Genomic DNA, 23,408 nt, shown 5'->3' on the forward strand with positions numbered 1-23,408 from the left:
CTTCCTTTACATCAACTGCTTCCTTGCTACTGCGGGTATCGATAGGGGCTCAATGCAAGCCTTACTCGATATCGAGCTGGTGGTTCTCCAACAGACCCTTGAGGAAGTCATCGCTGGAGCCCGACATGCTGACGTCGGACAGCACGATGACCTGGCTGGCGTTGCTGCCGTCGGCGCTGATGTTGCCACCTGCGTCGATGTGCAGCACGGTGTCGGCCCCTTGCTGTTCTGCCAGCAGGTAGTCAAACAGCGACGCCTCTGATGCATCTTCCAGCAGATCCGACAGATCCAGCTTGTCGGCACTGGAACTAGCGCCATAGACACCGGTGTGGAAGTCGACAATGGTGTCCGTCGCGGGCGAGCCCTCGACGCCTGCGTCAGCGAGAGTGAAGACAAAGGTGTCTGCACCGCCACCGCCGATCAGGATGTCATCGCCGGCACCGCCCCTCAGGGTGTCGTCACCGCCCTGGGTACGAGTGGTTTCCAGCAGCGACTCGTAGTTGTCGCGAACGTAGTCGCTGAGCTGGGCATTGGTCGGTGCTTCACCATCACCGTGCTCCGGAGACCACGTCAGGAACTCGAATACCCCCCTCAGGCCCATGCCGTCATGGGTGCCAGCAGCGAAGCTTGCTCCCGTGTCGCCATTGGTCCAGCTCAGTTCGTCACTGTTGGTGGTATCACCAAAGATGATGTCATTACCGCCGCCACCATCCAGGGTGTCGTTGCCAAGACCGTTATATCCGGTCTCCGTAGAGCCGGTGGCCAAGGCCAGGTTGAGCTCGAACTGGGAGTCGACAATTTCCGCCTCACCAATGGTGCCGGTGAATGCGGTGCCGTCATCCAGAATGACGGTAGACTCCCCGACCACGTCGGTGTTGTCGAAGTACTGGGTGATCTGCGAGACGTTGGTATCGTCGGGCAGAATCGTGCGGGTCTTGGGCGTTTCGTCCCAACCCACCGCGTGCACATCGGTGTATTGCGTCAGGTCGTTGAAGGCATCTACCGTCTCCTGCATCGTGACCTGGGTGGTATTGGCCGTCCACACCTTGACGTCGTTGTTCACGCCCGACATGTAGTACTGGGGGGTACCATCGGTGTAGAAGATGGTCTGGTTTTCCACGTCGTCAGTGCTGACTTGCTTGAACCAGGTCTCCGTCTTGCGGAACGCATCTTCGGTGTTGGTGTAACCACCCGGGCCCCAGCCGTTCACACGGTCGATGACCGCCTGGAACAGGTTGTTACCGACAACGTCCTTGAACTCCATGGTGTAGGCGTGATCGTTGAAGATCACCACGTTCATGTTGATGACGCCAACATGATCCTTGAGGCCATTGACGAATTCGGTGACCGCCTCCCTCAAGATCTCGATACGCGTCTTGAAGTAGCCGGGGTAGCCTTCTTTCGGTACGTCAGTGTAGGCCAGCGTACTGACCGAGAAGTCGAGCACCAGGGCCAGGTTGTAGTCCTTGCCATTCTCGATAATGGTCGCGCTGCCGCCATCGTCGCCAATGACGACATCGTCGCCGTGACCTGCGGTGATGGTGTCATCGCCGTCACCACCGGCCTGCACGCTGTCTTCCTCGCGGGTCTCGAGCGTCAGGTAGCCTTCGGCGTAGTCGCCATCCCCATCGGTACCGGTCAGCTCGTAGGTGACGTCGAGGCTGCCACCTTCACCGCCTGAGCGATATTCCATGCCGCCGAGGCTAAGGTCGTTGCCCGCCTGGCCAGTGATTTCCACCGACTGGAAGGGCTGACTGGTCTCAAGTTCGATACGCCACCCGTCCTGAATGCCGGCCACGGTGATGCTGTTGCCGTTATCGGTCAGGGTAATTTCCGAGGTGACCTCGACACCCACGGCATCGAACACCGAGATGTCGCTGACCGAGAGGTCGACAGGGGTACCACTGCCCAGGGCAGGTACCGTGCTGCCAGCGCCGCCATCGGCATCAAAGGCAAACGCGGAGACCGAGAGGGACGCTGTCGAGCCGGAGTTGCCATCGACATGCAGCGTCTGCTGATAGCGGCTGATGGACTGGTGGCTATCCCAGGACGCCTGGCTCTTGCTGATGACAGCATTGTTGAGGAAGTCGACGCGGATGACCTCGCCAGCACTGATCTTGGCGTCCTTGACACCCAGAGCGTTGTCATCGCGAACGATGGTCTGGCCCTTGGAACTGATCAGCACATCGTTGCCAGGCTCTGCATCCGCCACGTTGTAGCCGATGAAGCTGTGGTCCTCGGCAGCGGTTCCCGTCGATACGATGACGTCATTGGTCTCGCCAGTGGTGAAGGCATCGCTGGCCATGACCGAGTAGCTGGTCCCATCGTCAGACAGGGCTACAGAGAAGGCGACGTCGCCGTCAGCGGTGACCGCTGACAGCATCTTGCCATCGTTGCTCAGTTCATAGGTCAGGGGCTTGCCAAGGTAGACCAGAGCGTTGCCAGCGCTGTCCAGCGCTGCGGTGCCATCGATGGCTTCATAGAACACCACGCTATCGGCACCATCGGCGCCGGCATGGGTGGCGAAGTTGAGGGAACCAGAAGCGCCATCTTCCAGGAAGGCCGGGTCCGCCATGAACACTTCCGGCATGTCGTCGTTGAGGTTGACGGTCAACTTGCCGGTGACGACATCACCATCACCATCTGTCAGTGCATAGCCGAGGTTCAGAGAGATGGAGTCCTCGATGTTGACGATAGGATGATCAAGCACATCGCTGAGGACCACTTCGTAGCTGCCGGAGGCAAGGTCAGTGACCTTGGCGGTCAGTACCGTCGTGCCATCGGCCGTGCTGCCCGTCAATACGGTGCCATTGGCACTGACAGCAAAGGTAATGGCATCACCGCCTGAGGTCAGCGACGGCAGGCCCGCCGTCTGCCAGGTGAAGGCACCTGTGCTGGCCGGACCGTCCTCGCCAAAGGTATAGCCTAGAGATCCCGTCGTCTTCACGACTTCACCAGACACATCGCCGTTGCCGCCGGCCAGGCCACCTGACAGGCCGTCCTCGTCGAGGGTAGTGACGGGGGAAGTGGTGTTAGGATCACCATCGGTCTCGGGCGTCGTAGGTACGATGCCGTTGTCCATAATATTGACTGTTACCGTGGCACTGCTGGTATCGCCATCACCGTCCTTAAGGGTGTAAGAGATCCTGGCGATACCTTCGAACTTGGGCGCAGGGGTGAAGGTCAGTGTGCCATTGCTGTTGATGGACACGGTGCCTACGTCTGCACCGCCGATCACGGTCGCCTTGCTGATGCGGGCCCCGTCGGCGCCCAGCGCGTCGTTCGCCAGCACGTTCAGCGTTATGGGCGAGTTGTTCTCGGCATCAACGCGGTCATTTCTTGCCAGCGGAGAGTCGTCATCGACCAGGATGTTCAAGGTGCCCGAGGCCTGGGCGCCTGCGCTGTTGGTGATGGTGTAGCCCAACGCCAGCTCGATGTTGTCTTCTTCTGTTGGGTTGGTGTGATCCAGTGGCTGATGGAGCACCACCTTGTAGCTCCCTGACGCCAGGTCAGATAGCTGAATGGTGATCACCTTGCTGCCATAATCGTCAAAGCCCACCAAGGAGCGACCGTTACCGTTGAGGTAGAAGGTGACATCGCTACCCCCAGAGGTTAGCTGTGGCAACGAGCTCTGGTCCCAGGAAAACGCATCAGATGGACTGGCAGGCCCCAGCGAGCCAAAGTCGTAGCTCAGCTGACCTGTTTTTACGATGGCAGTGCCAGCAATGTCGCCGACACCGCCTTCGCTTCCACCCGGCAAGCCGTCCTCATCCACGACGGCGAGAGGAGCGCTGGAGGAAGGGTCACCATCGGTTTCTGGCGTTGTCGGCCCTGTGGCCGTCTGGGTGACGTCCACCTTGAGCTTGCCATAGGCAATATCGCCATCACCATCGGTGAAGGTGTATTCGACAACAGCTTTTCCAGTGAAGTCCTGAGCCGCAGTAAAGGTCAGGGTGTTGTTGGCATTGACCACGACGGTGCCGACGCTATCACCGCCCGCAACGGTCGCAGACAGTTGCCCAGCGCCATCTGCTCCGGCCTGGTCATTAGCCAGAACGTCGAAGGTGATGGGACTTTGGTTGTCGGTGGACGTCTGGTCATCCTTCACCAGGGGAGAATCGTCATCAATGATGACTTTCAGTGCGCCCTTTGCCGTTAAACCTTGCTTATCCGTGACGGTATAGCCAACCACCAGGCGAATATCATCCTCGACCTCAGGGTTGCGGTGATCCAGCGGCTTGGTAATGACCACCTTGTAAGTGCCTGTCGCCACATCGGTCAACTGGATGAAAACGATCTTCTCGCCCGAGTCAGTGCTGCCGACTAGAGAGCGACCGTTGCCGTTCAAATTGAAGGTGATGGCGTCGCCACCGGTGGAAATCAGTGGCAGGTTGCTGGGATCCCAGCGGAAGGCGCCGGTATCCGCCGCTCCGTAGATGCCAAAGTCATATCCCAGCGTGCCGAAGCGCACAGTTGCGGTAGTCAGCGCATCATTGACACCGCCTCGTACCCCTCCTGCAAGCCCTTCTTCATCCAGTACGGTGGTTTCCGTCTTGGTCAGCGGATCACCATCGCTATCAGGCGTGACTGGGCCCACGTTTCCTGCGCTGTCGACGCTGATTGCCAGCTCGCCGGTGGCTTGGTCGCCATCGCCATCCACCAAGGTATAGGTGATGACGGCGTCTCCTGCGAAGTTGACGTTAGGCGTAAAGGTCACGGTGCCGTCGGCGTTGATCGCGGCCGTGCCGGTAGCGGCTCCGCCCTGCACTTCCACCTTTGTCACCTGGCTGCCATCGCCACCGGGACGGTCGTTCTCAAGGACGTCCACCGTCACCGCCGTGGCGCTGTCGGTAGAGGCTGCATCTTTGAGGGTCTTGGGGGAGTCATCATTGACGACGACGTTCAGCTTGCCATCGGCGCTCAGGCCTTCGGCATCGGTGATGGTGAAGCCGACGGAGAACTCGATATTGTCCTCCATGGTCGTGTCAGAATGATCCAGCGGCTGACGAATAAAGACGGTATAGCTGCCTTTCTCTACGTCCATGAGCTGCAGAGTAATGACGGCTTCGCCATCTGGCGTCTTGCCTTCAATGACCCGGCCGTTGGGGCTCAAGGTATAGCTGACAGCTTCACCCCCAGAGGTGACGGCGGGCATATCTTCCAGGTGCCAAGAGAAGGCGTCGGTCCCGGCCGCAGGGCCACTGGCGCCATAGCTGTAGCCGAGCTCGCCCCGGGCCGAGGCCAGCATTTCAGGCACATCGCCGACGCCACCCTCGCCGCCACCTTGCAGGCCGTCTTCGTCGACGGTGGCAGTGGGTGAGGTGGTTGCGGGATCATCGTCCGTCTCTGGCGTGACGGGGACAGCCTTGAGTTTTACCGTCGTATTGAAGGTGCGGCTGGTGACGTCACCGTCGGTGTCGCTGGCCGTAACGGTGAAGCTGAGTTTAGGGTCATCCTCGATGACGTCCCTGTCGATGGTGAAGGTCCAGGTGCCGTCGCTCTTGATGGTCAGTACGCCATTGTCCAGCTGAATGGCGGTATCGAGTGCATAGCTGGTGCTGTCGCCAGGCACCTTGACGCTGGCATCTTCCAGACCGTCGGCACCGCCGCTGAGCGTCCAGTTGCCGGTATGTGTGGTGGAGACTTCGATTTCGCTGCCGTCTTGGTAAGTGATGGCAGGCGAATCATCGTCGATAAAGACAGCGATCATGTCGCTCGAGGTGGCGCCGGCACTGTCGGTCAGGGTGAAGCCAACCTGTAACAGAAGATCGTCTTCCGCCGTGGGAATGCCATGGTCGGCTGACTTGAAAAGTGTCGCCTCAAACAGACCCGAAGAGGTGTCTTGCATGACAAGTTCGAAGACTTTTTCGCCATCTTCGTCAGCGGCTGTAAGGGTCAGGCCGTCATCTGACACTGCATACGTCACAGCGGAGCCGCCGGACGTGATTGCCTGAATACCTGTAGTTTTCCAGGTAAAAGGCGAGTTGCTGGCAGGGGTTCCGTTGTTATAGGAAAAACTGATCAGACCCTGGGTGGTGATATCCGTGCCGGGGAGATCATTGATTCCACCAGCATTGCCGCCTGTCAGTCCATCTTCATCAAGGAACGCGGTTGTGTTCACTGTTTCAACGTTGCTTTCAGCCATCACTGTCCACCTGTAAGTAGAGGAAAATGCGCCGACGCTCAATGACAGAATTCGCCATTGTTGTGCAGTTTCAGGGTTGTTGACGTAACCCCGTCATATGGGCATGCGCTGGCGAAAACCATGCTAGTGATAAGGACAAAGTGGTAATACTGGCTGCATGGGCAGGTGGGTGATCTTTGGTATGCGTGATTAGGTAAGGTATGGATGATCGCTCTAATCTGAGTCATTCATTCGCGTGATAATCAGAGAATATAAATGTGCTTATATGGCGTGTTTTTTGGGTTTTTTCTGAGGTGTGTCACTGTTTCTTGTACCACGGTACGTGAAAAATGCGTTATAGATGTGAGAGTTGTCTGAGCATATTCAGAGGTGTAATAGAGGGGCAAAGAAAATGAGCCATATGTCTGATGCTCTGTCGAAAACAACCTGTCGAAAACAACAAGGCCCGCTCCTGGGGGCAGGAAGCGGGCCTCGAGGTGTCAGCACGCCGTCGTCAAGTGACGGGGTAAGGCATCAATTCTGCAGTTGAATCAGCAAGGGTTCGATACCTTGGGTACTCATCAGGTCCTGGGCGCGTGCCAGCTCGTTGCGGTCGCTGTAAGGACCGACCTGCACCCGGTGCCATGTCGCCCCGCCGGTAGCCTCGACCTCGCTGATCTTGGCCAGCAGGCCGAAGTCCTTGAGCCGGCCCGCCAGTTGGCGTGCATCGCCCACTTCACGAAACGACGCTGCCTGCAGCATGTAGCGGCGTTCGGCGCTGCGGGGCGTCTCCGAGGGCGTGCTCGCCGCTGTGTCCTCGCGGGAGTTGGCGGCGATCACGGCGGCAATGGGGTCATCGTCCGAGATGGCGTCATCACTGGACGTTGCCGCTTCCGGTCGACGAGCCGTGGACTCGGGCACTTCCTCGTCTGACGCAATGACCTCTGACTCCGGGAGCAGGGTGTAGAACTCGAAGGTCGGCATGGGCGGTTCGCTGTCGCTGCTCTGACCTTGTCCGCCGCTGGTGGAAGTACTACTTGTTCCACCGCCCTGGCCATCATTGCTCGATGGCTTGGGCAGTACCGCAGCGATCGGCGATCGCGGATCCTGCCATGGCGCGGTGCCGTTCTGGTGGTGTGCCAGCAGAAAGCCAGCCGCCAGGCCGACGGCCGCCCACAGCCAGCCGGGAATGCCGCCGCGGCCGCGCGTGGAGGGCTGTTTGCGCTTCTGGCTGCTGGTGGCTCCCCGTTTGCGGGGCGGCGCCTTGCGAGTGGCCATGGCTTACATCTCCTCCGGCGCGCCGACGCCCATCAGGTCAAGCCCATTACGCAGCACCTGGCGGGCGGCAAGGCCCAGTGCCAGGCGGGCATTGCGCAAGGCAGCGTCGTCGACCATGACCTTACAGGCGTTGTAGCAGCTGTGGAAATCGGCAGCGAGGTCCTGCAAGTACTGGGCAATCTGCTGGGGCTCGCGAGCCTTGGCGGCGTGTTCGACCACCTCGGGGTAGCGGGCCAGGCGATTGAGCAGCGCCTTTTCCTGGTCCGCTTCGAGCAGGCCCAGATTGGCCATGCCCGTGGCGTGGTCGAAGGCCAGGCCTTCGCTCTCGGCCTTGCGCAGCACGCTGCAGACGCGGGCGTGGGCGTACTGCACGTAGTAGACCGGGTTGTCATTGGACTGGGAGCGCGCCAGATCAATGTCGAAGGTCAGCTGGGAGTCTGCCCGCCTGGCAGCGAGGAAGAAACGGGTGGCATCTCGCCCGACCTCATCGATCAGGTCACGCAGGGTGACATAGCTTCCTGCGCGCTTGGACAGCTTGACCTCGACCCCTGAACGGGTCACCAGCACCATCTGGTGCAGTACGTAGTCGGGCCAGCCCTTGGGAATACCCACGTCCAGGGCTTGCAGACCGGCGCGGACCCGGGTCACGGTGGAATGGTGGTCGGCCCCCTGCTCATTGACGACGGTGGTGAAGCCCCGTTGCCACTTGTCGAGGTGGTACGCCACATCCGGCAGGAAGTAGGTGTAGCCGCCCTCGCTCTTGCGCATTACCCGGTCCTTGTCATCGCCAAAGTCCGTGGTGCGCAGCCACTGAGCGCCTTCCTGCTCATAGGTGTGACCATTCTCCGCCAGGCGGCGTGCGGTTGCCTCGACCTTGCCGTCTTCGTACAGCGAGGACTCCAGGAAGTACACGTCGAAGCTGACGCCGAAGGCACGCAGGTCGAGATCCTGCTCCCGGCGCAGATAGGCGACGGCGAAGTCGCGGATGGCCTCGAGGTCATCGGGATCGCCCTTGCCGGTCACATGGCGATCGTCGGCATGGACGGTGTCACCGGCCAGGTAGGCGTTGGCCACGTCGGTGATATAGTCGCCGCGGTAGCCGTCCTCCGGCCATCCTGCGTCGTCTGGCCCGAGCCCCTTGGCGCGGGCCTGGACGGACAGCGCCAGGTTGCTGATCTGAGCGCCTGCATCGTTGTAGTAGAACTCGCGGGTGACATCGTAGCCGGTGGCCTCAAGCAGGCGACACAGGCAGTCGCCGACGGCAGCGCCACGGCCATGTCCGACGTGCAGCGGGCCGGTCGGGTTGGCCGAGACGAACTCGACCTGCACCTTCTCTCCCTGGCCTGTCAGGCTGCGGCCGAACGTATCGCCAGCATCCAGCACGTGGCGCACGACCTGGGCAGCGGCATCCGTGGCGGCGAAGAAGTTGATGAAGCCTGGGCCCGCGATGTCGACCTTGGCGACAGCATCGCTTTGCGGGAGAGCGGCCACCAGTTTTTCCGCTATCTGGCGCGGGGCTGACTTGGCGGGCTTGGCCAGCATCAAGGCGAGGTTGGTGGCGTAGTCACCGTGAGCCTTGTCCTTGGTCGGATCGACCTTGTAGGTGGGGGCGAGTTCCTGGGGAATGACTTCCTGCTGCTTGAGCTCGGCAAGGGCGGCATCCAGCAGCGCAACGATAGTGTCTTTCATGAGGCGTCTATGTCCTGTGGCACGGTGGCCGAGCGCGGCGATCAGGGCGCCAGTCGGCAGGCAGACCGTGCATTATCGATGATTGCGTCCAGCCTTTAAAGGCCGGACGTCTGCTCATGGAAATTCCGGATCAGCTCAGGCTCTGAGGGTCGACATCGATCGACCAACGAACGCGTCGGGCGTCGGGCCAGGCCTCCAGCCGCTGTGCCAGCCACGCTAGGGCAGGGTGCAGCTGACTGCGCTTGTCAGACATCAGCGCCAGCTGCAGGTGGTAGCGGTTCTGTCGCCGCTCCATGGGGGCGGGCACTGGGCCGAGGCAGTCGAGTTCGAGCGCCTGTTGCTTGATGTGATCGCGCAATTCGCGGGCGAGCTCTCGTGCCAGGGTGGTCAGTGCCTCTTCTCGAGGCCCCTCCATGCGCAGCAGGGCCATGAAACGGTAGGGAGGAAGGGCGGCGATGCGTCGCTCATCCAGCAGTGTCTGGGCCAGAGCGTCATAACCCCGGTCTGCCAGCAAACGGAGGTTCGGGTCGTCCGGGTGCATGGTCTGTACCAGCACCCTGCCCGGGTGGGCCGCGCGCCCGGCGCGGCCGGCCACCTGCTCGAGCAGCTGGGCGGAATGCTCGAGGGCACGAAAGTCGCTGGCATAGAGGCCGGCGTCGGCATTGACCACGACCACCAGAGTGACGTGAGGCAGATGGTGTCCCTTGGCAAGCATCTGAGTGCCCACCAGGATGGCCGGCTCGCCCCGGCGCACCTCCGTCAGCATCTTCTCCAGGGCATCCTTGGTACGGGTACTGTCACGATCGATACGATGCACGGGAACGTCGGGAAAACTCTCCGCCAGGCTTTCCTCGGTGCGCTCGGTGCCGCTGCCCAGCGGGCGCAGGTCAGCACTGCCACACTCTGGGCAGGCGTCGGGAAGGACTCGCCGGCGGTCGCAGTGGTGGCAGGCCAACATGGGAGGCTGGCGATGCCACGTCATGCGAGCATCGCAATGATCGCAGTCCGCCATCCAGCCGCAAGCATGGCAGGACAGGGTGGGTGCAAAGCCGCGGCGATTGATGAACACAAGGACCTGATGTCCGGCGCTCAGAGTGGCCTTGATGGCGTCGATAACCGGTGGAATCAGGCCACCGCGGCGAGTGCGCCCCTTCAGGTCGACAAGCTCCAGGCGAGCGGGAGCGTGGCGGGTGGCTCGCTGGGTCAGCCGCAGGTGGGCGTAGTCCCCTGTCAGCGCGCGATGGAGGCTTTCCAGTGAGGGTGTTGCGCTACCCAATAGCAGCGGGATCTGGTCGCGCTTGGCGCGCACCACCGCCAGGTCTCGCGCGTGGTAGCGCAGTCCGTCCTGTTGCTTGAAGGAACCGTCGTGCTCTTCATCGACGATGATCAGGCCTGGCCTCGCCAGCGGCGTAAAGATGGCCGAGCGAGTGCCGATGATGATCAGCGCTCTGCCGCTGGCAGCGGCTTCCCAGGCATCCAGGCGTTCATGGTCGGTCAGACCGGAGTGCAGCGCGACGACGGGCACACGAAAGCGCTGGCGGAAGCGTCCCAGGGTCTGGGGGGTAAGCCCGATTTCCGGAATCAGCACCAAGGTCTGGCGACCTTTGGCCGCGACGGCCTCGATCAGCTGCAGGTAGACCTCGGTCTTGCCGCTTCCCGTGACACCGTGCAGCAGACACGGGTGAAAGCGATCCAGGCCCTGGTGCAACCGATTGAGCGCTTTCGCCTGTTCGTCGTTCAGGCTGAGGGCGGGGCTGGCGAGCAGGCCCTTGGTGTCGTCCGTGGGGGCCGCGGCGAGCGCTTCCTCATGGCGGATGATCAGTCCCTTGGCTTCCAGGGAGCCCAGCTGGTCTCGGCTGAAGGACTGTGCCAGGACCACCTGGGTCGTCAGGCCATGGGGGTGTTGGCCGAGCATCTCGAGCAGTGCGGCCTGGCGAGGCGCGCGTCCCAGTCGCGAGCGGTCGGCGTTGGCATTGATCATCCAGCGTTCACGGGTGCGGGCCTGCAATGGTCGCCCCTGGCGGAGGAGCACCGGCATGGCATGTGCCAGGGTGTCGCCCAGCGCATGTTGATAGTAGCGCGCGGTGAACCGGCACAGCCAAAGCCAGTCCCCCGGCAGCGGCGTGCTGTCGATACAGCTCTGAATGGGCTTCAGCTTGTCCAGTGGGAAGTCGCTGTCATCGGCGCAGGCCACGATGACTCCCACCACCTGCCGACGACCGAATTCGACGCGCACGCGCAGGCCCTCCTGCCAGCCGTCGGGCGGAACTGGGCCGCCAGGACGGTAGTCGAACAGTCTGCGCAGAGGTGAGGGAATAGCAATGCGCAGTACGCGCGGGGCAGGGGTGTCAGGCAATTGGCCTCCACAATGAAGTCTGCTAGAATGCTCCGCCGCCTGTAACAGGCAGGTGGTTCACCGGCCGGCACGGTGGTGCGTCACAGCATGCACGATGGCCGTGCCATTACCCGTATGCGGTGCCTGGCAAAGGATCAGGTGGCGGCATACCGAAAAGTGAGGTTCACGATGAAACAAGGTATCCACCCGGATTACAAGACGGTCAACGCGACTTGCTCCTGCGGCGCCAGCTTCGAAGTCGGCTCCACTGTCGGTCACGACCTGCACCTGGACGTCTGCTCTCAGTGCCACCCCTTCTACACTGGCAAGCAGAAGCAGGCTACCACCGGTGGCCGCGTCGAGCGCTTCAACAAGCGCTTCGGTGCTGCACTCAAGCGTTGATCGTCTGATGGGCGCCGTCGTCAGGCGACGGCGCAATGTCATGAAGACGCTCGGGCTTTGCCCGTCACAAACCCGCCAGCATTGGCGGGTTTGTTGTATCTGGAGGACGCATCGCACCACGTTTCTGGGTATCGCTGTTGCGGCGCATCAATGCGTAAGATGTCGCTGAGGTCTAGTCTTCTAAGGACTGTTGCGTCGCTCGGCTGATGGATTCAGCGCTTTGTTAGACGTTGGTGCAATGCAGCAAAAGTTGTCGACATTGTCAGCGAACATCTTCAAACGAGCGTGTAAATATCGCTTTTGGTGCCAATGTTGAGAAATGGAATATTTTTCTATATTGTGTGGCCACGTTCCACAAGGATATCCGGACACCAAGCATGACAGACGCAAAGAAGCAGGCTGCGCTGGACTATCACGCACTTCCCATTCCCGGCAAACTGTCGGTCGAGCTGACCAAACCGACGGCCACCGCCAAGGACCTGGCGCTTGCCTATAGTCCTGGCGTGGCGGAGCCCGTCCGCGAAATCGCTCGGGACCCGGAGAATGCCTATCGCTATACCGGCAAGGGCAACACCGTCGCGGTGATTTCCGATGGCACTGCCATCCTTGGCCTTGGCAACCTCGGTCCGCTGGCCAGCAAGCCGGTCATGGAAGGCAAGGGGGTGCTGTTCAAGTGCTTTGCCGGCATCAACTCGGTCGATATCGAGGTCGATGCCGAGAGTCCGCAGGCGTTCATCGACACGGTGGCACGCATTGCCGACAGCTGGGGTGGCATTAATCTCGAGGACATCAAGGCGCCGGAGTGTTTCGAGATCGAGCAGGCCCTTGTCGAGCGCTGCAAGATCCCGGTCTTCCATGATGACCAGCACGGCACCGCCATCGTGACGGCGGCGGGCATGCTGAATGCGCTCGATATCGCCGGCAAGTCGCTTGAGCAGGCGCGGATCGTCTGCATGGGGGCTGGTGCTGCTGCAATTGCCTGCATGAAGCTGCTGGTGGCTTGTGGGGCGAATCCCGCCAACCTGGTGATGCTCGACCGCAAGGGAGTCATCCATAGCGGGCGGGAAGACCTGAATCAGCACAAGGCGATGTTTGCGGTGGATACCGACAAACGCACCCTGGACGACGCCATCGATGGCGCGGATGTCTTTATCGGCCTGTCCGGCCCCGGCCTGATGACGGCCGACCATATCCGCAAGATGGCCAAGGACCCCATCGTCTTTGCCTGCACCAACCCGGATCCCGAGATTCATCCCGACCTGGCCCGGGAAACCCGCCCGGACGTCATCATGGCGACGGGGCGGTCTGACTACCCCAACCAGGTCAATAATGTGCTGGGTTTCCCGTTCATCTTCCGTGGCGCGCTGGATGTGCGTGCAACTCGCATCAACGAGGAGATGAAGGTAGCGGCGGTCCATGCGCTCAAGGACCTTGCCCGCGAGCCTGTTCCTCAGGCGGTGCTGGATGCCTACGAGCGTGACGCCATGAGCTTTGGCCGGGAATACATCATTCCGACCCCGGTGGATGTGCGCCTGCTGGAGCGAGTGACCTCCGCCGTCGCCCAGGCGGCTGTCGACTCAGGGGTGGCACGCAAGCCCTATCCTTCGCACTATCCGCTGAAGACCATCGACGACGTCTACGGCAGCTGAGCGCCGTCTCAAGCGTGGCTCTCTGGTCATGCGGTAATGAAAAAGCCCTCCACTGGAGGGCTTTTTTGTATGGGCTTTTTTGTATGTGAGGGCTTGATCAGGGAGCGCAGAGCTTGGTGTGTCGAGAGAGGATGGTTCACCAACGCTGGCACGGGCGCTGATCCAGGCTGACGTCGTCTTAGAACTCGTAGCGTAATGAGGCTGACGTAATTCGATCCGTCCGTGCTTCGGCGTCTTCGGGTGGATCCGAGTTGTGCTTTATCTCATGCGACAGTCGCAGCGACATGTGCGCATTGATCCGGGTATCGAGTGCGGTGTAAGAGCGTAGCGTCGAGTTCTTGCGCGTGGTCTCGACCGAGAGTTCCTGTTCAAGACTGGCGCTGGCGCTCAGGATGTAGCCGGCTTCCATGGCGCCGTAGGCGACGGCTAGGCGCTGATCGTCCTCGTCGGGCAGGATGTCTGCGCGATAGCCTGGGCCTGCCTCAAGCTCAAGGTGGGCGCGGGGAGAGTCGAGGATCTGCCGGCCGTAACCGGTAATGGCGGTGAACTGATGATCGTAGCCGCTGAAACGATCCTTCTCCCAGCGACCGAAGGCAAACAGATAGTGAGGACCTACCAGCTCGCGGCGCTGACGAAACGAGGTCATGTAGCGTTCGGCGCTGGTTTCACTGTCCTCGCTGGCATGGCGGGCTTCGGCCCGAAAGCGCGATAGCCAGGCGCCGTTAAGCCAGGTCAGCTGGGTCTTGCCCAGCACGGTCTCGGTGTTGGTATTGCCGGAGAGGCGGGTATAGCCAAATTCGACATGCCCGATAAAGTCGGGGGCGTCGTCGTTCGGCGCTGCAGGGGCGTAGAAGGAATCGGCCAGGGATGGCGATATCGGCACAAAAAGCCCAAAGAAGCACAGTGTGGCTGCCAGCGTGCGTAAGCGGGAAAGCACCATGTGGTGGTCACCTGGATAAGGCTAGGGGAAGAGATCAGGATGCCGCCATGGCGGCAGTCATGCTTCTCCCCCGGGCGGGGGAGAAGCGACTTGCGGGATGAGGCTAGAAGATAGCTTCGTAGGCGCCAGTGCCCTGGGAGCCGCTGTGACGCTCCACGGCGCTTTCCACGCGACGGGGCTGGACACTGGGCATGTGATCTTCGTCGAAGATTTCCTCGATGCCACCGCCCTGGTTGTCGCCGAGTAACCGGCCGGTGTTGGCGTCTACGCGGGCCGTCACGATACCCGGCGGCTGCGGCGGAATGTTCTCCGGCTTGCCCGCCAGCGCCTGGCCCATGAAGTCGACCCAGATCGGCAGTGCTGCCTGGGCGCCGTACTCCGCAGTGGGGGTGTTGTCGTCCTTGCCGACCCATACGGTTGTGGCGTAGTCGCCGTTGAAGCCCGCGAACCAGGCGTCGCGCTGATCATTGGTGGTACCGGTCTTGCCGACGATATCGCTGCGCTCAAGGGAGAGCGCGCGGCGAGCGGTGCCGCGTTCGACCACGTCACGCAACATGTCACGCAGCAGGTAGACCGCGCGGGCATTGGCCACCCGCGGAGCGACTTCATAGGTCTTGCCGTCTATCTCGGTGGTGCTTTGTCCTTCCTCGCACTCACGGCATGCCACCCGCGGGCTTGCCTCTTCCACCAGCGTCTGTTGCTCACCTTGGGTAATCTTTTCGATAAACCAGGGTGTGACGCGGAAGCCGCCGTTGGCGAGCACGGCGTAGGCATTGGTCATCTCCAGTGGCGTCAGGCTGGCGCTACCCAGAGCCAGTGACAGCCCGTTAGGCAGACGCTCTCGGGAGAAGCCGAAGTCGACCAGAAAATCGATGGTGCGATCAAGGCCAATGCTTTGCAGCAGGCGGATGGTGACTAGGTTGCGCGATCGTGCCAGGCCAGTGCGCAGACGGGTCGGGCCAAGGAAGTCGCCGCTGGAGTTCGATGGGCGCCACAGTTCGTTGCTGCCATCGTTGAGCACCACTGGGGCGTCGTTGATCACGGTGGCGGGGGTCACATCGCCGCTGTTGAGGCCTGCCAGGTAGATAAACGGCTTGAAGATCGAGCCCGCCTGGCGACGTGCCTGAATGGCGCGGTTGAACTTGCTGGCATCGAAGTCAAAGCCCGCCTGCAAGGCCAGAATCGCACCGGTCTTGGGATCCATCACCACCAGCGAGCCTTCCGCATCGGGCTGCTGGGAGAGTCGCCAGCTGTCGTCTTCGCGCTGCAGAATGCGCACGAGATCACCGCGGCTGGCGATCTGGGAGGCTGCCGTGGGCTTGGCCCCACGATAGCGAGCGCTCTTGTAAGGTGCTGCCCACTCAAGGCCCGCCCAGTCCAGGGTGATCAGCTGGCTGTCGTGGGTAAGAACCTTCATTTCACGGCCATCGGTCGCCACCACAATGGCGGGCTCCAGGGGGCCGAAGGAGGGGGTGCGCTCGAGCACTTGCAGCCAGTTGCTGACGTCGCCATCGATGCCTTCGACCGTTGTCTGACTGCGTTCTGCGGCACGACGAGCGGTCTCCATCACCTCGGGTGAGCCAGACAGCTCTTCTTCCAGGCCAGTGCGCTCGGTCTGGTCCTGCGCTTCTGCCAGACTTTGCGGGATATCGGTGTCTTCCGGGCCGCGCCAGCCGTGGCGGGTATCGTAGGCGATCAGGCCATTGGCCAGCGCCTGCCGCGCCATGGGCTGCAGCTCGCTGTCGATGGTCGTGGTGATGCGATAGCTGCCGGTATAGGCCTCGTCACCGAAACGTTCGGTGGCAAACTGGCGCGCCATCTCCGCGACATAATCGGCCTGAACTTCGGCACGGGCGACGTGACGGCTAGCCGTGATCGGGGCTTGGACGGCGTCGTCGTAGGCTGTCTGGCCGATATACCCGAGCTCGCGCATGCGGAACAGGATCCAGTTGCGGCGAATCAGGGCGCGTTCGGCATTGGCCAGCGGGTTGAAGGACGAAGGAGCCTTGGGCAGCCCGGCAATCATGGCGCTTTCGGCCAGGGTCAGTTCGTCCAGCGGCTTGTCATAATAGACCTCTGCCGCAGCGGCAATGCCGTAGGCGCGGTGGCCGAGGAAGATCTTGTTGACGTACAGCTCCATGATTTCCTGCTTGGACAGAATCTGTTCCATCTGCAGCGACAGCAGGATTTCACGCAGCTTGCGGGTAAAGGTGCGGTCCAACGTCAGCAGATAGTTTCTCGCTACCTGCATGGTGATGGTCGAACCCCCGGACTGGGGCGTGCCGCCGCTGGTGATCAGCTGCTTGACGGCCCGCGCCAGCCCTTTCGGATCCACCCCCGGGTGTTCAAAGAACGCCGCGTCCTCAGCGGCCATCAGGGCCTGCAGCATGGGCTCGGGGATCTCATCGAAATCGACGGGCATGCGGCGTTCCTCGCCGAATTCGCCAATCAGCTGGTTATCCCTGGTGTAGATGCGCAGCGGGGTCTGCAGCTCGAAGTCCTGCAGCTGGCGGACATCGGGAAGACCGGGCGCAAAATAGAGGGCGGCACCAACGACACCCAAGGCTGCTGCGGCGCCCAGTGAGATCACTAGCCACACGGCAGAGAATAAGAGCGTTCTGAGATACTTCATGAAATCGCGGTGTCCATGCTGAAAACGAAAACGGCGGGGTATATCACTGAAAAAGGCAATCCTTTGCGTCGGCCATTATAGGAACTGGGCGCAGCCGTCACCACCTTTGTGACGAATTACCCGCCTTGTTGCACAAAGTCGTGGCACAGATCAGTAACCTCTTGCCTACGGTTGGCTAGGCTGGCACCACGGTAATGTGCATCGGGTGCATGCCATAGCTGCGGATGCGACGACGACATGTGGTTTACCTCAAGGCCCAATGGTCTGGTAGGTGTGGATATCACGTCTGCCACGGTCAAGCTGATCGAGCTTGAGTCGGTAGCGGGTGGCCACCGAGTGGTCAGCCATGCGGTGGGACCCTTGCGCCAGGGAGCCGTGGTCGAACGTCGTATTCGCGATATGGGCGAGGTGATCGAGGTCCTGTCCCGTGTCGTCGAACGCGCTGCTCCGCGCAGTCGGCATGCCGCCGTGGCCGTCCCTTCTGGAGCGGCGATCACACGCTTGCTGCGTTTCCCGGCGGACTTGAACGATGACCAGGTCGAAGCCCGCATCGAGTGGGAGTCAGACAAGCACATTCCGTTTCCGTTCCGTGAAGTGGCATTCGACTTTCAATGCCTCGGTGAGTGTGCCGATGATCCGGCATATCGGGAGTGGTTGCTGGTGGCGTGTCGGCGCCACGATGTCGAGCAATTGACCCAGGCGCTGGAGGCCAGTGGGCTGGTGCCGGCCGCCGTCGACGTGGAGAACTTTGCCATCGAGCGAGCCATGGCAGGGCTCTATCGGCGTCTGCAGATGGGGGATGAGGCCTTGGCACTGGTGGATGTTGGTGCCTATCTCAATGCGCTGCATGTGATTGAGGCAGGGCGGATCATCTATAGCCACGACAGTCTTTACGGCGGTATGCAGCTGACCGAGGCCATCCAGCGTCACTACGACATGAGTCTTGATGAAGCGGGTTTTGCCAAGAAACGCGGCGGCTTGCCGGGGGACTACGGGCATGCCGTGTTGCTGCCGTTTCTCGATACCTTGATCGATCATATCGAAAACTCGCTCCAGCTCTATCGCGTGTCGGGGGGATTTCGCCCGCTCAGTCGTCTGTTGGTGGCGGGGGGCACCAGCCTGATCGGCGGTTTCGCCGAACGGCTATCTGAGTCGATCGGATTGCCGGTCAGCCTGGTCGATCCGCTGGAGGGCATGAACATTGCGGCATCGCTGGACGTCGACGCCGTGCGTGCCGAGGCCCCCGCGCTGCTGACCGCCTGTGGCCTGGCGCTGAGGGGGCGAGCATGAGCCGGGTGCGCATCAACCTGCTCGATTGGCGCGACGCGACCAGGGTGCGGCGTACCCGTGGCTTCTGGTTGACGGTGGTCCTGGCTGCAGCAGCAGGTGTGGGGATGGCCTTGCTGGCGTCGCTGTGGCTGCAATGGCAGCTGTCGCTGATGGCTGAGCGTGATCACCACGTGCAGCAGGCGATGACGCAGCTCGAGGCAACGTCGCGGGAAATGGCGGACCTTGACCGGCAGCTGGCGCTGCTTGACCAGGAAGAGGCACTGCTGTCTCGGTTGCAGGACCAGCGTCGGCAGACCCTGGATGTGGTCAATGGTCTGGCTGCGACGCTGGTCAATGGCGTGCGTTATGACCGGGTCGAGCGCCGCGATGATGCGCTGATTCTCGAGGGGGAAGCGGTCGACAGTGCGCGCCTGGTCGAACAGCTGCGTGCCCTCGAGCGAGTACCGACGTTCCTGGAGCCGCAGCTGTCTCGGGTGGGGGCGCAGCATGGTCGCCAGCGCTTTGTCGTGCAGTTGCAGCTGGCGTCCCACGCCGTCGAGAGGCCAAGACCATGATGCCGTCACTGGATCGGCGCAGGGCGCTGGGGCATGGGTCCGACGCGATAGGGGGGCCATCATCGCGCTCCTGGTGGTTGCGTCTAAGAGAAGAGTGGCGACGCTTGGGTTTGGTCGACTGGCGACGGCTGGAGCTGGGTGAGGCCGGGCGCTGGCCATGGATGCTGCGCGTGCTGGTCGGCTCCAGCGCCTTTTGCGTTGCGCTTGTTGTAACGCTGGTGTGCTACGTGCGACCGCTAGCGATACGCCTGGAGCACCTTCAGTGGCAGGAGCAGCAGGCGATCGGGGAGTTTGAAGCGCGGGCGCGTGAGCTGGCGGAGCTGGATCGCATGAAGCGCTTGCTGGTGAATCTGGATCAGATGGTCAGCGAGCGTCGGCAGATGCTGCCGGATGGGGCTGATATCCCCTCGCTGCTTGAAGGTATCGGGGATGAGGCCAGAGCCCGGGGGCTGGCACTGCAGGAGCTGGCGCTGGGGCAGCCTCGTCCGCTGGCGCTCTATGTGGAGCGTCCCTTCGAGCTGCGGGTGCGGGGGGGGTATCACGCCATTGGCGGCTTTATCGCTGACCTCGCCAACCTGCCGCGCTTGGTGACCATTCACGACTTCAGTCTGCTGCCCGTGGAAGGCCAGCTTGAGCTGAGTGCTCGGGTGCAGACCTACAGTATTGGCGATGCGTCGGCCGCCGCTGTGCGAGTCTCCGATGAGCAGGTGCGGCGTCAATGAGCAGCCGCTGTCGGGGAGAATTCACCCGTCTGTGGCTGGTTCTGGCCTGTGTCGTGACGGGCTGTGTCTTGACGGGCTGTGAACACGACAGCCTGAAAGCGTTGGATGAACGACTGGCGACGGCGCTGACCACCGAATGGCGCCAGCCGGCAGGAGAGCTGCCTGAGAGCATTGATCTTCCCGTACTTCACTACCTGTATGCCGAGTCGAGGAGTCCTTTTCGGTTTGAGGGGCAGGTGCAGCGCGTTCCTGAGGGGTTGGCCGCCTTTGCTCTGGACGAACTGACCCTGGTCGGCGTGCTGGAGCGCCAGTCCCAGCGCTGGGCCTTGTTCGAGACGCCTGGAGGGCGGGTGCATGCCGTAATGGAGGGGCAGTCGCTGGCCTCTCCAGCGGTCAAGGTGGCGGCCATCGAACCCGATGCGGTCAGGCTGGAAGCCGATGATCCGGAGCATTATGCCTGGCGGGATCGCCTGGTGTCGGTGGGCGAAGGGCCAGCAGGGTCCGTCGTCGCCACAGCAACTCAATGACGCGGGGCGAACATGCAGAGACTGATGAATTCATGGCGCAGCCCGATGAAGGGCCGCAAGCACCGCAGGCGGGGGTTGTTGCTCTGGCTCGTGCCGGTCATCTTGGGAGTGGCGTCCTGCAGCGTGCAGGCGGCAGATTATCCGCAGGCGGACTATCAGGGCGCGCCGATCACGCTGAACTTCCAGGATGTCGAAGTGCGTTCCGTGCTGTCGGTGCTGAGTGACTTCACCGGCCTCAATATCGTGGTCAGTGATAGCGTCAGTGGTCGCGTCACGCTGAATCTCGATAACGTGCCTTGGGACCAGGCCCTGGAAATGGTGCTGCAGACCCAGGGGCTGGGTAGTCGCCGCCAGGGCGATATCCTGCTGGTGGCCCCGGTGGCGGAGCTTGCCGAGCGGGACCGGCTCTCGTTGGAGGCCGCTTCTCGACGCGACCTGTTGGAGCCGCTGGTGACGGAGCATGTAGAGGTGCGCTATGCCAAGGCCAGTGAGCTGGCGGCGCTGCTGCGAGGTGAGAGTGGCTTTGGTCTGCTGACCGAGCGTGGCAGGGTTGCCACGGATCCGCGCACCAACACCTTGCTGATCCAGGATGTGCCGGCTCAGCTGCTCGAGATCAGAAGAACCCTGGCGCGGCTCGATGTGCCGGTCAAGCAGGTACAGATCTCGGCGCGTATCGTCGTCGCCAGGGACAATACCGCCGAGGAAATCGGCGTCAACTGGGGTGTCAGCAGTCGCCATGGCAAGACCGTCGGCGATAGTGGGGATATCACCATCGGGGATGTGATTTCGGGCAATCGAGGGGATACCTACGGCGGCATGTCCGTGGACCTGGGAGATGCCCTGGAAGCGGGTAACTCTTTCAACATCGGCTATCTGGCCGGTGACGTGCTGCTGGACCTGGAGCTTCGAGCGCTGGAGAGCGAAGGCAAGAGCCAGACCATTTCCGAGCCCAGGGTGATCACTTCCAATCAGCATACGGCGCTGATCAAGCAGGGTACGGAGATTCCCTACCAGGAGTCCACTTCCAGTGGCGCCACCAACGTGGAGTTCAAGGAGGCCGTGCTGGCGCTGGAGGTAACGCCACAGATCACCGGTGACGACCGGGTGGTGATGGATCTGACCATCAACAACGATACCTTGGCCGAGCAGAGCATCGACGGCGAGCCCGCTATTGATACCAACGAGATTCAGACCCAGGTGCTGGTGGATGACGGTGAAACCGTGGTGTTGGGCGGAATTTTGACCACGCAGCAGCTGCATACCCTCTACAAGACCCCCTTGCTGGGTGACCTGCCGGTGCTGGGTAGGCTTTTTCGCTATACCGAGGACGTCAACGATAAGGTAGAGTTGTTGGTATTCATTACACCCCGGATACTCGACGACGGCCTGGCGAATCACTGATGCAGGATGTACCGAACCTGATTCTGATAGGCCCCATGGGGGCTGGAAAGAGCACCATCGGCCGCCTGCTGGCGGCCGAATTGTCACGTCCCTTTTACGACAGCGACCATGAGATCCAGGCACGCTGCGGCGCGGATATTCCCTGGATCTTCGATGTCGAGGGCGAGAGTGGCTTTCGCGATCGTGAAAGCAGCATGATCAGCGAGCTGGTCGATTACGACCAGGTCGTCATCGCCACGGGTGGTGGCGCCGTGCTGCGCGAGGAAAATCGACAGTGCATCCGGGAGGGTGGCACCGTCATCTATCTCTATACCACTGTGGAACAGCAGCTCAAGCGTACCGCCAAGGATCGCAACCGTCCGCTGTTGCAGCGCGGTGATCGCGAGCAGCTTTTGCGTGACATGTTTGCGCTGCGCGATCCGCTGTATCGTGCCACCGCCGACCTGGTAGTGCGTACGGATCGCCGCGGACCGCGCTCCGTGGTCAACGATATCGTGCGGCGTGTCCATCGTCTTCTCGACCCCCTGACTTGCAAGGCTTCCTCATGACCACCGCATCGATTGCTGATCCCTTGTCGTTGAACGTCTCCCTGGGAGAGCGTAGCTACCCCATCTATATCGGTGCGGGACTGATGGACCAGGGCGAGCGCCTGGTCTCGCACCTGTCCGGGCGGCAGGTGATGGTGGTGACCAATGAGACCGTGGCGGCGCACTACCTCGATCGCCTGACGACGGCGCTCGCCCGGGTGGACGAAACGCTGCGTATCGAAACCCTGGTGCTGCCCGATGGTGAGGCGTACAAGAATATCGAAGGGGTGTCGCGCATCTGGGATGCCTTGCTGGAGGCTGGCTTCAACCGCCGCTCTACGCTCGTGGCCCTGGGTGGCGGGGTGATCGGGGATATGGTCGGGTATGCCGCCGCGTCTTATCAACGTGGCATCTCGTTCATTCAAGTGCCGACCACGCTGTTGTCTCAGGTGGACTCTTCGGTGGGAGGCAAGACCGGGGTCAATCATCCCTTGGGCAAGAATATGATTGGTGCCTTCTGGCAGCCCCGTGCCGTGCTGATCGATACGGCGACGCTGGCGACGCTGCCCCAGCGGGAGTTGTCCGCCGGGCTTGCCGAGGTGATCAAGTACGGCTTTATCTACGATCGCGCTTTTCTCGAATGGCTGGAGCAGCAACTCGACGCGCTGCGTCGGCTGGATGACGCGGCTCTGGCCATGGCCATCGAGCGTAGCTGTGCGATCAAGGCCGAGATCGTGGCCCTGGATGAAACCGAGCAAGGTGTTCGGGCGCTGTTGAATCTGGGCCATACCTTTGGTCATGCCATCGAGGCCCATATGGGCTACGGTGCCTGGTTGCACGGCGAGGCAGTGGGAGCGGGCATGATGATGGCTGCCGACCTGTCGATGCGGCTCGGATTTATCGATAGCGAAGCGGTCGACCGCACACGGCGGCTGATCGAGCGCTGTGGTCTCCCGGTGTCGGCGCCGGCCGAGATGAGTGTGGAGGACTTCGTGTCACGCATGAAGCTCGACAAGAAAAATCTCGACGATGGCATTCGACTGATCCTGCTGCAGGAGCTCGGCAAGGCCTGCGTCCATGATCAGACGCCATCCGCGGTCCTTCACGATTGCATCAAGGAGTTCCCGCGTTGCTGATGCTGGGCTGCGGCAGGGGGTAGTGCCCGACCGGTTTTGCTCGAGCGTGGATCGCCGGCGCCCGCCATTGTGCGGGCGTTTGCGTGTCTGAGGGTAGCGTCGCTCGCGACAGACTGATGCAAGGGGGGGTGATTTCGTCAGTCTGTCAGCCAGTCATAGGTAATCAGAGCGGCTGGCGAGCAGGTTCACGAACAGCGTTCAT

15 protein-coding genes are annotated in these 23,408 nt (G+C 61.7%); 9 read left to right on the forward strand and 6 right to left on the reverse strand.

Annotation, left to right across the window (positions count from 1 at the left end; all coding sequences use genetic code 11):
* Positions 1 to 61 precede the first annotated feature (61 nt).
* From KUV45_RS18420 to KUV45_RS18435, 4 genes are all read right to left on the reverse strand, one after another.
* A complete protein-coding gene (locus tag KUV45_RS18420) occupies positions 62 to 5,848 on the reverse strand; it encodes an Ig-like domain-containing protein (protein ID WP_222161583.1) in 5,787 nt (1,928 codons plus the stop codon).
* 810 nt (positions 5,849 to 6,658) lie between these two features.
* Positions 6,659 to 7,402 (reverse strand): SPOR domain-containing protein, encoded by a 744-nt coding sequence (locus KUV45_RS18425; protein ID WP_222161584.1) that lies wholly within the window; start codon positions 7,400 to 7,402, stop codon positions 6,659 to 6,661.
* A gap of 3 nt (positions 7,403 to 7,405) precedes the next feature.
* A complete protein-coding gene (gene argS, locus KUV45_RS18430) occupies positions 7,406 to 9,091 on the reverse strand; it encodes an arginine--tRNA ligase (protein WP_222161585.1) in 1,686 nt (561 codons plus the stop codon).
* Positions 9,092 to 9,221: 130 nt separating this feature from the next.
* On the reverse strand, positions 9,222 to 11,447 hold the full coding sequence (locus KUV45_RS18435) for a primosomal protein N' (protein WP_222161586.1): 2,226 nt from the start codon (positions 11,445 to 11,447) through the stop codon (positions 9,222 to 9,224).
* 168 nt (positions 11,448 to 11,615) lie between these two features.
* On the opposite strand from KUV45_RS18435, the gene rpmE reads away from it, so the two are divergent.
* Both rpmE and KUV45_RS18445 read left to right on the forward strand, forming a co-directional pair.
* On the forward strand, positions 11,616 to 11,828 hold the full coding sequence (rpmE, locus tag KUV45_RS18440; protein ID WP_206940235.1) for a 50S ribosomal protein L31: 213 nt from the start codon (positions 11,616 to 11,618) through the stop codon (positions 11,826 to 11,828).
* Positions 11,829 to 12,205: 377 nt separating this feature from the next.
* Complete coding sequence (locus KUV45_RS18445) at positions 12,206 to 13,477, forward strand: malic enzyme-like NAD(P)-binding protein (RefSeq protein WP_206940233.1); 1,272 nt, start codon at positions 12,206 to 12,208, stop codon at positions 13,475 to 13,477.
* Positions 13,478 to 13,655: 178 nt separating this feature from the next.
* On the opposite strand, the gene KUV45_RS18450 is transcribed toward KUV45_RS18445, so the two are convergent.
* Both KUV45_RS18450 and KUV45_RS18455 read right to left on the reverse strand, forming a co-directional pair.
* Complete coding sequence (locus KUV45_RS18450; protein WP_206940232.1) at positions 13,656 to 14,417, reverse strand: YdiY family protein; 762 nt, start codon at positions 14,415 to 14,417, stop codon at positions 13,656 to 13,658.
* Between the two features lie 103 nt (positions 14,418 to 14,520).
* Complete coding sequence (locus KUV45_RS18455) at positions 14,521 to 17,049, reverse strand: penicillin-binding protein 1A (RefSeq protein WP_222161587.1); 2,529 nt, start codon at positions 17,047 to 17,049, stop codon at positions 14,521 to 14,523.
* Positions 17,050 to 17,286: 237 nt separating this feature from the next.
* Here KUV45_RS18455 and pilM point away from each other — a divergent pair, with 237 nt between their 5' ends.
* From pilM to aroB, 7 genes are read left to right on the forward strand one after another with little or no spacing between them, the layout of a single operon-like run.
* The gene (gene pilM / locus KUV45_RS18460; protein WP_222161588.1) at positions 17,287 to 18,339 is read left to right on the forward strand and encodes a type IV pilus assembly protein PilM; all 1,053 of its coding nucleotides are present in this window, start codon (positions 17,287 to 17,289) and stop codon (positions 18,337 to 18,339) included.
* Complete coding sequence (locus KUV45_RS18465) at positions 18,336 to 18,893, forward strand: PilN domain-containing protein (RefSeq protein WP_222161589.1); 558 nt, start codon at positions 18,336 to 18,338, stop codon at positions 18,891 to 18,893. Before pilM ends, KUV45_RS18465 begins: the two co-directional genes overlap by 4 nt.
* The gene (locus KUV45_RS18470) at positions 18,890 to 19,615 is read left to right on the forward strand and encodes a type 4a pilus biogenesis protein PilO (RefSeq protein ID WP_222161590.1); all 726 of its coding nucleotides are present in this window, start codon (positions 18,890 to 18,892) and stop codon (positions 19,613 to 19,615) included. The genes KUV45_RS18465 and KUV45_RS18470 overlap by 4 nt, the downstream gene beginning before the upstream one ends.
* Positions 19,612 to 20,142, forward strand: coding sequence for a pilus assembly protein PilP (locus KUV45_RS18475; protein ID WP_222161591.1), 531 nt, complete (start codon positions 19,612 to 19,614; stop codon positions 20,140 to 20,142). The genes KUV45_RS18470 and KUV45_RS18475 overlap by 4 nt, the downstream gene beginning before the upstream one ends.
* Before the next feature lie 24 nt (positions 20,143 to 20,166).
* Entirely contained in the window at positions 20,167 to 21,543 is a 1,377-nt protein-coding gene (locus tag KUV45_RS18480) for a type IV pilus secretin PilQ (RefSeq protein WP_308126728.1), read from the forward strand.
* A complete protein-coding gene (gene aroK / locus KUV45_RS18485; RefSeq protein WP_206940219.1) occupies positions 21,543 to 22,091 on the forward strand; it encodes a shikimate kinase AroK in 549 nt (182 codons plus the stop codon). The genes KUV45_RS18480 and aroK overlap by 1 nt, the downstream gene beginning before the upstream one ends.
* Positions 22,088 to 23,206, forward strand: a complete 1,119-nt coding sequence (aroB, locus tag KUV45_RS18490; protein ID WP_222161593.1) for a 3-dehydroquinate synthase — start codon at positions 22,088 to 22,090, stop codon at positions 23,204 to 23,206. The genes aroK and aroB overlap by 4 nt, the downstream gene beginning before the upstream one ends.
* The last annotated feature ends 202 nt before the right edge of the window (positions 23,207 to 23,408 follow it).

Origin of the sequence: Halomonas sp. DP3Y7-2 (assembly GCF_019800795.1) — a bacterium.
Taxonomy (GTDB): domain Bacteria; phylum Pseudomonadota; class Gammaproteobacteria; order Pseudomonadales; family Halomonadaceae; genus Halomonas; species Halomonas litopenaei_A.

Bases quoted from the DNA above. Each gene is read 5' to 3' on its own strand.
- rpmE (WP_206940235.1), top strand. From the start codon at position 11,616: ATGAAACAAGGTATCCACCCGGATTACAAGACGGTCAACGCGACTTGC.
- KUV45_RS18445 (WP_206940233.1), top strand. From the start codon at position 12,206: ATGACAGACGCAAAGAAGCAGGCTGCGCTGGACTATCACGCACTTCCC.
- aroK (WP_206940219.1), top strand. From the start codon at position 21,543: ATGCAGGATGTACCGAACCTGATTCTGATAGGCCCCATGGGGGCTGGA.
- pilM (WP_222161588.1), top strand. From the start codon at position 17,287: ATGTGGTTTACCTCAAGGCCCAATGGTCTGGTAGGTGTGGATATCACG.
- KUV45_RS18450 (WP_206940232.1), bottom strand. From the start codon at position 14,417: ATGGTGCTTTCCCGCTTACGCACGCTGGCAGCCACACTGTGCTTCTTT.
- KUV45_RS18420 (WP_222161583.1), bottom strand. From the start codon at position 5,848: ATGCAAGACACCTCTTCGGGTCTGTTTGAGGCGACACTTTTCAAGTCA.
- KUV45_RS18425 (WP_222161584.1), bottom strand. From the start codon at position 7,402: ATGGCCACTCGCAAGGCGCCGCCCCGCAAACGGGGAGCCACCAGCAGC.
- KUV45_RS18455 (WP_222161587.1), bottom strand. From the start codon at position 17,049: ATGAAGTATCTCAGAACGCTCTTATTCTCTGCCGTGTGGCTAGTGATC.
- argS (WP_222161585.1), bottom strand. From the start codon at position 9,091: ATGAAAGACACTATCGTTGCGCTGCTGGATGCCGCCCTTGCCGAGCTC.
- KUV45_RS18465 (WP_222161589.1), top strand. From the start codon at position 18,336: ATGAGCCGGGTGCGCATCAACCTGCTCGATTGGCGCGACGCGACCAGG.
- aroB (WP_222161593.1), top strand. From the start codon at position 22,088: ATGACCACCGCATCGATTGCTGATCCCTTGTCGTTGAACGTCTCCCTG.
- KUV45_RS18470 (WP_222161590.1), top strand. From the start codon at position 18,890: ATGATGCCGTCACTGGATCGGCGCAGGGCGCTGGGGCATGGGTCCGAC.
- KUV45_RS18475 (WP_222161591.1), top strand. From the start codon at position 19,612: ATGAGCAGCCGCTGTCGGGGAGAATTCACCCGTCTGTGGCTGGTTCTG.
- KUV45_RS18480 (WP_308126728.1), top strand. From the start codon at position 20,167: ATGAATTCATGGCGCAGCCCGATGAAGGGCCGCAAGCACCGCAGGCGG.